This is a genomic window from Limnobacter sp. 130 (assembly GCF_902506325.1).
GTDB lineage: Bacteria > Pseudomonadota > Gammaproteobacteria > Burkholderiales > Burkholderiaceae_B > Limnobacter.
On the sequence record NZ_LR732331.1, the window covers coordinates 195,909 to 208,213 of the forward strand.

Here is a 12,305-nt window from a genome sequence, read left to right on the forward strand (position 1 = left end):
GTTTTAGAAGTGTTGTCATTTTCACCCCTGAGTTTTCTGCTTGCTCTGCAGCGAACTTATGACGCAGACGGTTGAAACAAATTGCTCCTTGGGACCTTTTTCTGGCAATGATTGGGAGTCGGAAAAAGTTGTGGCGGTTTGTGAGTCTCCTAAACGAATGCGTCTTTTCTGCCCGGCCTTGAGCCGGGCATTTTTTCGTCCATCCTCATAGTGAGTGATCCAAAAACCCGGTTTTTTGGTTTTCCCGATGGCAGATTGATAATCGGGAGTTTCCATCCCCAACACTCAATCATGTCTGAAGTCATTTCACCCGCAATTCGCCAGAAAGTTCTTCAATCTGCAAATTCTGTCATCGAGCTTCGACCACTGGGTGTGGTGCTGGCCGTTGATGGCAGTGCAGCTGTACTTCGTGAACCTCACGCTGCACCAGTTCAAAACCAATACATCGTGATCGACGTGAAAACCGGCAAGCCTGAAATTTCCGGCAGGGAAGTGTTAGCTGAAGGTGCAATGACGGCGATTAACTGTACAGCGGCGGTGGTTGCAGGCATTGTGACGTTGGGGGGTGGGGCTGTTGCACCTTTTACCGGCGGAAGCAGTGTGGCTGTGTCAGTGGTTGGTGGAGCAGCAACTCTAGCGACAGGCGCAAGCTGCGCAAATTCATTCATGAGAACTCTCAATTCAGTGATTTCTCCAGGGGTAAATCAACGCTTAGACCAAATGCCGACATACAAAACCACGTTACAAGTTTTAGACGGTGTGTCGCTTTTGGGTGTGGGTGCATCTGCTATCGCCGCTCGGCGAGCAGTCAAGGTTTTGAGTAATGCTGGTGTGAATATTCCTGCTGCTTTAACAGGTAATATCAATAGGCAACAATCAACCCTATTGACCAAGGAGATGATTAAACTTCGCAGGCCAGATGTATCCAATGGCGAACTTAAAAAGCTAATCCGCAGTGGCAAAGAACCTAAGCGTTATTCGAAGCAAGAGATCTCTGCGGGTGCGCTCAGAAGTTTGAAAGATTCGATTGCTGCAGGTTTGTCATTTTTGTCGAGTAGTTTGGACGGGAATGTTAAAGAAATTACCATTTACCTGGTTGATTTGACATCATGAAGCCCGACACGAAAACTTTGTATCAGCTTTCGCTTTATTTCATTAGTAGCGTAATCACCTTAACTTTTTTCTTGGCGGTAGTTGACAATCTCTGGCTTAGTCTTGAATGGTGGGGGATGCAGATTGGTATTTTTGCCTTATCACTTTATTCCTTCCTTACATTGCGACAGCTTTACACGCATGGTCGAACGTGGCCTAGAAGAGCGCTACTGTTCGCCTTCCCATTGTCGTTCTCGCACGTGTTGTTAGACGTGCCCATACCTTATGCAGTGGGGCTCTGTGCCTTTAACCTTCTCTTCTGGTATGTGGCGTTTCGGCTGAGTAATCGCTTGGTCAAGCTGAGTCCTTACGGCGGGCCGTCGGGGTACTTATAAAAAAAAGCCCGGTTTGAATCCGGGCTTTTTGACACATCGAGCTGTTTTTAGAACTTGTATGACACTTGACCGGAAATAATGAATGCATCGCCTTCTGCGGTGCCCAATACACGCGTTTGTTGACCAGCAGCCGGGTTGCCTTCAGTGCTGTCGATTTTTGCCTTGTTGGGCATTACATACTGAAAGGCCACATCGAATGTGGTGGCTTTGTCGAACTTGTACTGCGAACCTACCGCGAAAGTGATGCGATCTTCATCCGGTAGGCGAACTTTGCGGCGCTCATCCGGCACCGGTGTAATGTCGTAAGCTAGGCCGGCTTTCAAATTAATGGTGTCGCTGTATTTGTAAATACCACCCACCGCAAAGCGCCAGCTGTTTTTCCATTCATAGTCTTGCACAGTCAATGGCGCAGCACCCGCTGGTGCGTTCTGGCGCTGAAAGTCCAGCTTCTGAATGGTGCTCCATTCAGTCCAGGTGGCGTCGGTCAACAGTTGCCATTTGGGTGTTAATTCAGTTACCGATGAAATAGCCAGCGAGGCAGGCAGGCGGATTTTGGAAGTGAGTTCACTGTTTGCAAAAAGGCCAGCAACGGCCGGTGCAACGTTCTCGAAAGTGACGTTGCCTTCCAGGTCTTGCTCTATCGATGAGCGATAAGCCACACCCACGCGTGTTGCAGGCGTTACCTGTCCCATCACACCCAGATTAAAGCCGTAGCCCCAACCATCACCCGCAATAGTCGTCAAACCTTCGGTGCCGCCAAAAGGCGCGTAGTTGATTTGTGAGCTTAGTTTGGCATCAAGCTTTTGCGCAGAAACACCTGCACCGACGGACCATTGTTCATTCACTTTGTACGAGGCAGACGGGTTGATGTTCACTGATTTGATGTCAGAAGTAACACCTTGAAAGCGACCATACCAGTTGGGTTGAAAATCTGTTTTCAGGCCAAAGGGTGTGGCCACAGACAAGCCAAAGTTGATTCGATCGTTAAACGGGATGACAAGGTGAAAGTTGGGGATATAGCCTTCATCGCCGAACTCGCCTGTGCTGCTGCCCAGGGGGCGGCCAGGGGCGGCAGTGCTGCCCTCATTGTTGACTTCACCATTCAGGTCAATGTAATGCCCACCCAACACCACTTGGCGTTCTTTCAGGCGGCTCATGCTGGCGGGGTTAAACCAGGCTGCGCTGGCATCTTCGCCAATGGCGGCTTTACCCGCGTAAGCGACACCGGCACCGCTGGCGTTTTGTTCATTGAGTGCAAAGCCGCCGGCATGGGCTTGACCAATAAAACCGATACAGAGTGTTGCTGTGGCACAGCCAATGGCATTTAATCGAAGGGGGAAGTTTTTCATGTCGTCCTCGTGGGTCCGTTTTTAAGAATGGATATTTGCGAGGATTATTGTAAGTAAAAATACGAACGATCGTTCTTGTAAAACATAGAGTTATTCTCTAATAAATCTATGTAAATTTTGTATTTTATTGATTCAAGGGCACTGCAGCACCACTTTGTGAAAACTTCCAGGTGGCCACAATCAACATGGCAACCGTAGCGCCCAGAAGCACCAGGGAGGCAAACACCAAATCGAATTCAGCATGGCTGCTGAAGGCGTGGCGAAGCAGGTCGACGCAATAAGAAAAAGGATTGAGCAAGGCCACCCAGCGTGCCAGCGCAGGCATGGGTTCGATGGGGTACAAGGCGCCGCTGAAAAAGAACACCGGGAAAATCACGAAGTTCATCATGACTGCAAAGCCATCAATGCTTTTTGCAAAAGTACCGCACAACACACCCAAGGCGGCACAGGTCAATGCAGCCAATGCAGCACCGGGCAGCAGCACATGAAGTTGTGGCCAAAGTGTACGACCCACCCAAGGCAGTACATTCTGCAAATCAAACCCGAGCGGAAACAGCAAGGTATAAAGGCCTTCAAGTGCCAGCAGTAACGTGATCAGCAGGCCCATTTGCACCAGCGCGCCAATGGCTGCGCCCAGGGTTTTCGCGATCAGTATGTGATAGGTTTTTACAGGGGCTGTTACCAACAGGCGCATGGTGCCCGCGTCTTTGTCCAAAGCAATGCTCAAGCCCCCGACCATGCCGCCAAACAGCAGGGTCATGCCCACAATGCCGGGCAACAAACGCGCTGTGTAGTCGCCGCCAGCCAAGGCTTGCATGCCACCACCGATAATCCACAACCAAAGTACAGGGCGCACCATGGCAGCGGCCAGCCGGTCGCGTTGTTTCAATAATTTCTGACTTTCGCGGCGTATGACAGCCCAATAAAAATGCATCAACATGGTTATTGGGCTCCGCCGTTCATTTTCCACACAAACCAGTCTGCCAGGGTGGCTGTACGCACGCTGGTTACGCTTTGGTCCGGCAACTCGTCCAGTGCCTGTGCAGGGGTACCCAGCCAGCTCAGTTCCCCTTGGTTCAGAAAACCAACCCGGTCACAACTGTTGGCTTCGTCCATCAAATGCGTGGCAATAAAAATGGTGAGTCCATCGAGGGCCTGTAGCGTTTTCAGGGTTTGCCACACACTGTTTTTGGAAGGTACATCGAGCGCTGTAGTGGGTTCATCCAGGATTAATACTCCCGGTTTGTGCACCATGGCGCGCGCAATGTCGACCAGCCTTTTTTGCCCGCCTGACAAGCTGGCAACAGTTCGATTCAACCAGGGTTGAATCGGAAAAACGGAGTAGAGATGCGCCAGGTTGGCTTTGGCCTGTGCCTTGTTCAATCCTTGCAGGCCCGCAGCAAACAACAGATTTTCTTCCACGGTCATGAAGCGATCCAGCGACACCGATTGAAACACGAAGCCCAGGTTTTTGCGGGCCAGGTCTGCCGCCCTGCGCGTGCTGTAGCCCAGCACCGAGAGTTCGCCCTGGTCAGGTGCAATCAAGCCTGCAATCAAACTGATCAGGGTGGTTTTGCCAGCCCCATTGGGGCCCAGCAGGCCAAACATTTCACCTGCGTTTAAATCAAGGCTGACATTGCTTAACGCCTGCCGAGTTCCCCAAGAGAAGGACAAGCCTTGTGCGTGTAGTCGAATGGTGGTGTTGGTTGCGGTGTTGTTGTAGTTCAAGAGCTGTTTTTGCTGAGGTGCAAGCTGTTGTGATCGCTGCGATACCATACCACGGGCACCTCGGCTGTATTGGCCAGATTTTGCTGTTCAGGCTTTTGAACTTTCAGGTAGTCATCGGGATCATCGCGCCGCTGTGCGGCGTTCACAAAGGCGACCACCTTTTCATGTTCGGGTGATTTGTGGCACACAGGGTCGGCGTTGGTGGCATCGCCGGTGATCAAATACGCCTGACACCTGCAGCCGCCGTAGTCTTTGGCTTTGTCGGGGCAGGTGCGGCAGGGGTCTTTCATCCAGGCATCGCCACGGTAGCGCGTGAAGCCATCGCTTTCGTACCAAATGTGTTCAACCGTGCTGGTTTTAACGTTCGGGAATTCAAAGCCGGGCAGCATGCGGGCGGCCTGGCAGGGCAGGGCTGTGCCGTCGGGGCTGATGCTGAGAAACACATTGCCCCAGCCGCTCATGCAAGGCTTGGGTGTTTTTTCGAAATAATCGGGCACCACAAACAACAGCTTCATGGAGTTGCCCAGTTTTTCTCGCCAGGCGGCTACCCGTTCTTCGGCGTGTTTCAGTTGCTCGTGCGTGGGGATCAGCGCTGCCTTGTTTTTAAAGGCCCAGCCGTAGTACTGCGTATTGGCAAGTTCAAGGTATTCAACGCCCAGCTTCACGGCCAGTTCAATGATGGAATCAATGTGGTCCAGGTTCAGCCTGTGCAGCACCACGTTTAGCACCATGGGCCAGCCTGCTGCCTTCACGGCGGTGGCAATTTCCAGTTTCTTGGCAAATGTTTTGGTGTCGCTGAGCGCATCATTCGCAGCCTGGGTTGCATCCTGAAAACTCACTTGAATGTGGTCAAGTCCTGCGGCTTTGAATGCCTCCAGGCGAGCAGGCTTCAAGCCGATTCCGGAGGTGATCAGGTTGGTGTAGTAGCCCAGTTCATGACCGTACGCCACCAGTTCTTCAAGGTCCTCGCGCAGCAAAGGCTCGCCACCCGAGAAACCCAGTTGCACCGCACCCAAGGCACGGGCCTGCTTCATGGTTTCTTTCCACTCGGCGGTGGTCAGTTCATTGGTGTTGGTTTTGTAATCAACCGGGTTGTAGCAGAACACGCAGTGCAGCGGGCAGCGGTAGGTGAGTTCAGCCAACAGCCACAAAGGGCCGGCCGGGCGTGTTACGTGTTCATTCACGGTTGTCATGCGTCTAGCCAATTGCGGCGTGTTGCTTCCTCCAGCATGCTGCGCACATCGGCTTCCAGCCCACTGGCGCTGAATTTGGCTTCAAGCGCTTCTACAATTTCACCCACTGTTCGGGAGCCGTCACACAACAACAAGATTTCGCTGGCGGATTGGTTCAATTTCACCATGCCCTCGGGGTAGAGCAGCACATGTGTTTTTTGCGCCTCCTCGTATTGAAGGCGAAACAGACGATTCAGTTTTGGATGAAGCGGCAGGGTTGGCGTTGTCTCGGAGCTCATTGTTTCTTCTGTTTTGTTTTGACCGGTTTGTCGGGGTAAGCCAGCGCGACTGCGTCTGACATGCTCCACAACACATCCAGTTTAAATTGAAGAATTTCCAGTGCACGCTCTTGTTGCGCACGGGTCTTGAAATAATTCAGTGTCACTTCCAAACCATGTTCTACATCGCGCTGTGCAAGGCTGATCCGTGACCGGAAATAATTCAAACCTTCCGGCGCAACCCATTTGTAGTCTTTGGGCCAATTGCTTAAGCGTTGTTTGTGAATTTCAGGCGCAAACATTTCAGTCAGCGACGAACACACGGCCTCTTGCCAAGGCGCACGACGTGCGAAATTGACGTAAGCGTCTACGGCAAAGCGTACACCAGGCAGCACCAGTTGCTGGCTCCACAAGGTGTCTTTTTCTATGCCCACGGCCTCACCCAAACGGCTCCAGGCTTCAATGCCACCCGCATTCCCTTCCCAGCCATCGTGGTCGAGAATACGCTGAACCCAGCGCCGGCGTGTTTCGCGGTCGTCGCAATTGGCCATCACGGCGGCGTCTTTTTGTGGAATGCAAATTTGGTAATAAAAGCGGTTGGCCACCCAGCCGCGAAGTTGCTCGCGGCTTAGTTTGCCCTCACGCATGGTAATGTTGAAAGGGTGGTGAATGTGGTACTTGTCACCTTTGGCACGCAAGCGTTCTTCGAACTCTTTTTTGCTCCAGGCTTTGTTACTGCTCATGCAAGAATCTCCATGCCATCGTAAGACACTTCAATTCCATTGTCGGCCAGAATGGCGCGCTCGTCGCCATGCTCGTTCAAAATCGGGTTGGTGTTGTTGATGTGGATCAGGATTTTGCGTTGGGTTTCAAACTGCCGAAGCTGGCTGATCATGCCCGAGCCGCGTTGGCCGGGTTTGTCGGTTTGTGGCAAGTGGCCCATGTCGGCCGCCATTTTTTGCGAAAACCCTTGCGTGACCATTTCGTCTTCGGTCCAGAAAGTGCCGTCCACCATCAGTACATCGGCCTCTTGCATGAAGGGCAGAATGTCGGGCGTAATTTCACCCAGGCCTGGTGCATAAAACACTTTTTTGCCGGTGTTGGTGTCTTCAATCAACAGACCAATGTTGTCGCCACGGCGTTGTGCATAGCGGCTTGGGGAATAGGGAGGTGCCTTGCTGATCAGCGGGATTGATTTGATCTTGATATTGTCCAGCGGGCTGATGGAGAAAGGTTCATCGCACTCGGTGCACAGGGGGGTCCATTTCACGCCGCAGTAAAACCCCAGCGTGGGCACCAAAGGCAGGCCGTTGGTGAGGTCTTCCCACACGGCCGGGGTGGTGAACAGGCGCATGGGGGTTTTGCCCTCGCGCATCATCAACAGGCCTGTGGTGTGGTCAATTTGTGCGTCCATCAGGATCACGGCGGAAATGCCTGTGTCGCGTGGGCCGCGGTTGGGCTGTAGTTCCGGGGTGTTTTTGATCTGGGTCAGAATGTCGGGCGAGGCGTTGACCAAAATCCAGTTGGCAGACCCATCGGATATTGCGATCGACGACTGGGTGCGCGCGGTGTAGCCGGGCGCTTTGGCCCTCACGGCTTGGCAGTTGTTGCAGTTGCAGTTCCACTGCGGGAACCCTCCGCCTGCTGCGGATCCCAGAACTTTGATTTTCATAATTGCTTTTTTCAGGGGTAAAAAAAACCCCGCCAGCCTGAAAGGCTATCCGGGGCTGTGCGAACCGTCAAATTAACGGTTGGCAATGTACATGGTGATTTCGAAACCGAAACGCATGTCAACGAATGATGGTGTGGTCCACTGCATGAAATATCCTCCTTTTGCTTTATTAAAATGCACCTTGGCACATGGCTTGGGTGAAGAACTTGGCTTGCGCCGTTTTGTTCGTCCTCGAGTTATAAATAGCAATTCCCGTGCCGTACATGCAAGCCGGTCGGTATTTTTACAATGTGGGAAATGGCGGGGTTCAAGGTGTGCGTGGTGTTCAAACTGTTGCAGTTTGAAACACTATGCAAAAAGGCGCGAACCTTGTGAGTTCGCGCCTTAGGGATAACCGTTAACGGAGGGTGGTTAACGATTAGAAGAACAGGATTGCGCCTACAGCGATTGTGTTTGACTCGCCTTTTGCGGCGGGTGCACCCAACTGGTAGGTTTGTTCATTGGTGATGTATTCACCAGCGATTGTCAGGCTTGGTGTCAGGTTGTGATAAACGCCCAATACCATCTGGTTGGTTTCTTCAAGCATGATTGCGTTGGCAGTGCGGTCAGCGGCAGTTGCATCCAGTGTGGAGGAACCGTAGTTGATACCGAATTTCGTGTTGCCAACTTTATAGGTGGCTTGAACCAGATAGCCGTCAGAATCACGTTCACCGTTGGCTGCATCACGACCACCGAAACCAATCAGTGTCGTTCCCAGGCCTTCACCTGTGAAGTAATTACCTGTCAATGACAGCGCGCCGAAGTTCAATGTGCCACCGGCTTCGAAGCCAGTCAGGTCAGCATCGGGTGCGCCCGCAGCGCCAGATTGAGACTGGTTGATCAACGCAGCCCACAATTTGCCGCTGTCGCCCAGGCTGTACGATGCCAAAGCCTGCATTCCAGGAGAGTCGCTTTCAGCGCCGCCAATCTGCTTGGGTTGGAACACGCCGCCCGACAAGCTCAGGTTGCCGAATGCTGGCGCGGTGTAAGTGATTTGAGGCTGGAATTCGGTGTAGATGTAACCAGATCCGATTCCACCCAGTGTTGTGTTCAGTGCGCCGTTATAACCTGAGCCACCGCCGACTGCGAGCAGGGACATGTCGTTCAAGATTGCATTTTGACCAAACAAACCAATGTCACGACCGGCCTTGATCGTACCCATGGTCTCGTTGCCGAATTGCAAGAACACGCGACGCTGATCACCAACGTTCTGACCTACGCCGCCGGCAGCGCCGTTGTTGTTGGTTGTGCCCGGGTCAATCGAGATAACGGCCTTCAGATCATATCCAGCCTGTTTGGTGGACGCAGTGAAAATGATGAAGCCTGGTAACAGGCCGTTCTGAATTGATGTTTGGTCTTGACCAGTGGCCGCGCCACCACAAAGACCCAATGCGCCACTGGCGGTCGCGCCAGCGTTGTCGCAACTTGTAGTGTTGTAGTACGCATTGACTGAACCAGACAAGTCCATTTCCCATTCACCGGCTTTGAAACCGATTGCGTGTGCCGAAGTCCCCATTGCTGCCAAGATGGAAGCTGCTACTAATTTTTTGCTGATCATGAGATCAACCCTCCAGTTTTAGTTTTTAAAGGTTGTTGCTTGTTTGTCTTCTAAAGCTCGCCAGCACACCGCAGAGTAGAACTGGCTTGAGGGGACTAGGGCAAAAGACATGCCAGTGCATAAGCTATTGATTTTAATGATATAAATTAAAATGTAGGGCTTTTGATGACAAGATGGGGCAGTGCAGTTGGTTTGCGCCAAACGGTGCGCTTTGAAACAGAATTGTGTGCGGCTGGAGCAGGTGAATGACAGTTTTGTGACAGCTGTTCAATTGCTTTGTGCCAAAAAAAACCACCCGACAATGGGGTGGTTTTTTGAAGGCACAGTGCCGTGTAATGAAAGACGCGTTTTACTTCGAATTCAAGCGCCGGTATATGGTGTTTCTTGAAATTCCCAGCATGCGGGCGGCTGCGCTAACGTTGCCCCTGCAGGTTTCCAGTGCCTCTTGAATGGCCCGTGATTCCAGGTCGTCCAGATTAATTGGATTGTCTGCCTGAGCCCTTGCAGTAGCTTGCCTGGAACCCAAGTAGCCTTGCGCCCGCGCATCGTAGGCACGCGTGTCGAAGGTATCTTCTTTGTAGCGCGGTGACTGGGGCAGCGCACCGATGGGCTCTTCCCGGTTGGCTGGCTTTTGGCTGTGCGTCCAGCTGTCAAATCGGCCTTCCCTGAACTTGCTGAAGGTTTGATCCAGGCCTGTGCCTTTGGGCGCAGCGCCTTGCCGGTGGTGAACCTGAACCTCAAAAGGGCTGGGTTTGCTTCTTGCCGGAAATGCAGGTGCGTTGCTGTGAACTGGTGCAGCAATTTTGTTTTGTACTGAAAAATTGCTGCGCACGCTGAACTGCGGGCGTGTATTGGTCACGGGCAATGTGGTGCGCGAAGGGCGATCGTCCGTTTCAGGAGGCACTTGCACTTGCACCTGCTCAACCGGACTGAGCTTGTTGTCCAGTCGCAATGCACGCCACTCGTCAAGAAAGTCATCGGGCAGGTGGTCCCACTCAATGGTTTCGGCTTCGTCAGTCATTACGCTGGCAGTGCGCAAAATATTCGTGAGCTGTCGAATATTGCCCGGCCATGCGTGCGTGGTAAACGCTTTCATCACCTCGGCTGAAACACGAATGCGCGGATTGTGTGATTCGTTTTCCAGAATGCGTTGAATGATTTTTTGCAAGTCGGTTCGTTCGCGCAAAGCGGGAATTCGTACCACCAAACCATGCAGGCGATAGTACAAGTCTTCACGGAAATGGCCCGTTGCAATTTGATCGCGCAGGTTGCGGTGCGTGGCGCAAATAACCTGCAAATTCACCGGAATGCTTTTCTGGCTGCCAAGCGGTGTAACCACGCGTTCCTGCAATACACGCAACAAGCGTGCTTGCAGAGAAATGGGCATGTCACCGATTTCATCAAGGAACAAGGTGCCACCGTTGGCTTGCAAAATGCGGCCTTGTGAACCTTTCTTTTTTGCACCGGTGAATGCGCCGTCTTCGTAGCCAAACAACTCGGATTCAATCAGCGTTTCAGGAATCGATGCGCAATTGACTGCGACAAATGGTTTATCCACCCGGGGCGAATCGTTGTGGATGGCTTGCGCAAGAATTTCTTTGCCTGTGCCCGTTTCACCCAGAATCAAAATGGGGATGTCTTTGTCGATGACCTTGCCCACTTTTTCGATGATTTTTGCCACCTGTGGATCGCCTGTGTTCAGGTACTTCAGGCTGGAAAGGTGATGGCTTTTTTGGCAGGTTGTGTTGGCTTTCTGCGCGGTCGGCGTTGGGTTTTGCAGCACAGCCGCATCGCAATTGTTTTTGACCAAACCCACCGAGTCGAAAATACGGCCTCGGCCCACACTGCCCAAACTGGCTCGCGCTGTGACCTGGTTGCCATTGTGCAAACACAGAATCAAGGGGATTGGGTTGCAGGTGCGGTAATGGTCGATCAGGGCCGACAAAGGCATGCCGAAAAGCGAGCTGAAGGTGTGGCTTTTCAATGCGTTGCTGGACATGCCAAACTGCACCATGGCTGCCCGGTTGGCTGCCAGAAATTTGCCAGCGGGCGAGAAGGCCGCCGCGCCTTCAACCACTGAACCCAAAAATTCACCGCGCTGGTGAAATTGCACAATGATCGCGTCTTGAAACGAGCTGTTGAACAAATGGTTTTCGATCATTTGCGCCGACATGCGCACCAGGCCCATGGTGTGGCGGTGGTAACTGCGGTAATCGCCAGTCACATCGAGCACCCCGATGGCCACGCCATTGGGGTCGAAAATCGGAGCAGCCGAGCAGGTCAAAAAACGGTTAACGTCCAGGAAGTGATCCTGACCGTGAACTACAGTGGGCAATTCCTCGATCAGCGCCGTACCAATGGCATTGGTGCCCTTGTGTTCTTCGCTCCAGGTTACGCCAGGTGCCAGGGCGACTTTCTGCGCCTTGACCAGAAAATCATCATCGCCCAGTGATTCAATGATCGTACCGCTGGCGTCTGTCAGCAACACCATGCTGTGCGTGTTCACAACCTGTTCGTACAAGGTTTCCATGAATGGCAGGGCGCACGACTTCAGCCGGTTGTTCTTTTCAATCAGCTCTTTTAGTGCGCTGCCGGGTGGCGGGGCAATGTCCACTTTGGACGTGGTGTCCAGCCCTGCGGCCGTGGAACGCTGGTGAGCACGTCGAATGAATTCGAGGTGTCCTTCCGTACCCGGGTCGATCAGCTCTATCACTTGGGCGTTGGATGCAAGGCTGCCGCCATCCCGCTCGGATAAGAAAGTCATCCATGTCTCCTGCTTCTTTTGGTGCTGCGTTTTATAAGTATGGTTTTGGGTGCAACTTGGCGCGCTGAATGTTTTTAGTTGTATTACTGTTCCAGCTACCGTGTTGCCCAATGCAAGCACTGTGCCAACTCAATTCAGTGTGTCCTAAAATGACACACCTTTTGATAAAAATTAGCACAGATCAATCATCAAGGCTATAGAGTTCGCGATTCGTCACACTTGGTAAAACTAATTCACAAATTCATATGAACAGGGTGG

At 52.4% G+C, this 12,305-nt stretch carries 12 protein-coding genes; 1 reads left to right on the forward strand and 11 read right to left on the reverse strand.

Annotated features, from left to right (window positions below; translation table 11 throughout):
- Positions 1-21: 21 nt before the first annotated feature.
- Complete coding sequence (locus tag FRIGORI9N_RS13755) at positions 22-276, reverse strand: hypothetical protein (RefSeq protein ID WP_159572345.1); 255 nt, start codon at positions 274-276, stop codon at positions 22-24.
- A gap of 15 nt (positions 277-291) precedes the next feature.
- On the opposite strand from FRIGORI9N_RS13755, the gene FRIGORI9N_RS13760 reads away from it, so the two are divergent.
- On the forward strand, positions 292-1,113 hold the full coding sequence (locus FRIGORI9N_RS13760) for a hypothetical protein (RefSeq protein WP_159572347.1): 822 nt from the start codon (positions 292-294) through the stop codon (positions 1,111-1,113).
- 421 nt (positions 1,114-1,534) lie between these two features.
- Here FRIGORI9N_RS13760 and FRIGORI9N_RS13765 read toward each other — a convergent pair whose 3' ends face one another.
- From FRIGORI9N_RS13765 to FRIGORI9N_RS13810, 10 genes are all read right to left on the reverse strand, one after another.
- The gene (locus FRIGORI9N_RS13765) at positions 1,535-2,836 is read right to left on the reverse strand and encodes an OmpP1/FadL family transporter (RefSeq protein WP_159572349.1); all 1,302 of its coding nucleotides are present in this window, start codon (positions 2,834-2,836) and stop codon (positions 1,535-1,537) included.
- Positions 2,837-2,960: 124 nt separating this feature from the next.
- Complete coding sequence (locus tag FRIGORI9N_RS13770; protein WP_159572351.1) at positions 2,961-3,776, reverse strand: ABC transporter permease; 816 nt, start codon at positions 3,774-3,776, stop codon at positions 2,961-2,963.
- 2 nt (positions 3,777-3,778) lie between these two features.
- The gene (locus FRIGORI9N_RS13775; RefSeq protein WP_159572353.1) at positions 3,779-4,564 is read right to left on the reverse strand and encodes an ABC transporter ATP-binding protein; all 786 of its coding nucleotides are present in this window, start codon (positions 4,562-4,564) and stop codon (positions 3,779-3,781) included.
- Complete coding sequence (gene pqqE / locus FRIGORI9N_RS13780; RefSeq protein WP_159572355.1) at positions 4,561-5,757, reverse strand: pyrroloquinoline quinone biosynthesis protein PqqE; 1,197 nt, start codon at positions 5,755-5,757, stop codon at positions 4,561-4,563. The genes FRIGORI9N_RS13775 and pqqE overlap by 4 nt, the downstream gene beginning before the upstream one ends.
- Entirely contained in the window at positions 5,754-6,035 is a 282-nt protein-coding gene (gene pqqD, locus FRIGORI9N_RS13785) for a pyrroloquinoline quinone biosynthesis peptide chaperone PqqD (RefSeq protein ID WP_159572357.1), read from the reverse strand. Before pqqD ends, pqqE begins: the two co-directional genes overlap by 4 nt.
- Positions 6,032-6,757 (reverse strand): pyrroloquinoline-quinone synthase PqqC, encoded by a 726-nt coding sequence (pqqC, locus tag FRIGORI9N_RS13790; RefSeq protein ID WP_159572359.1) that lies wholly within the window; start codon positions 6,755-6,757, stop codon positions 6,032-6,034. Before pqqC ends, pqqD begins: the two co-directional genes overlap by 4 nt.
- Positions 6,754-7,686 carry a pyrroloquinoline quinone biosynthesis protein PqqB gene (gene pqqB, locus FRIGORI9N_RS13795; protein ID WP_159572361.1) on the reverse strand — a complete coding sequence of 311 codons (933 nt, stop codon included), beginning with the start codon at positions 7,684-7,686 and terminating at the stop codon, positions 6,754-6,756. Before pqqB ends, pqqC begins: the two co-directional genes overlap by 4 nt.
- 72 nt (positions 7,687-7,758) lie before the next feature.
- Positions 7,759-7,833, reverse strand: a complete 75-nt coding sequence (pqqA, locus tag FRIGORI9N_RS15520) for a pyrroloquinoline quinone precursor peptide PqqA (RefSeq protein ID WP_083797182.1) — start codon at positions 7,831-7,833, stop codon at positions 7,759-7,761.
- Between the two features lie 271 nt (positions 7,834-8,104).
- Complete coding sequence (locus FRIGORI9N_RS13805; protein ID WP_159572363.1) at positions 8,105-9,283, reverse strand: porin; 1,179 nt, start codon at positions 9,281-9,283, stop codon at positions 8,105-8,107.
- 349 nt (positions 9,284-9,632) lie between these two features.
- Positions 9,633-12,047 carry a sigma-54-dependent Fis family transcriptional regulator gene (locus FRIGORI9N_RS13810; RefSeq protein ID WP_159572365.1) on the reverse strand — a complete coding sequence of 805 codons (2,415 nt, stop codon included), beginning with the start codon at positions 12,045-12,047 and terminating at the stop codon, positions 9,633-9,635.
- Positions 12,048-12,305 lie beyond the last annotated feature (258 nt).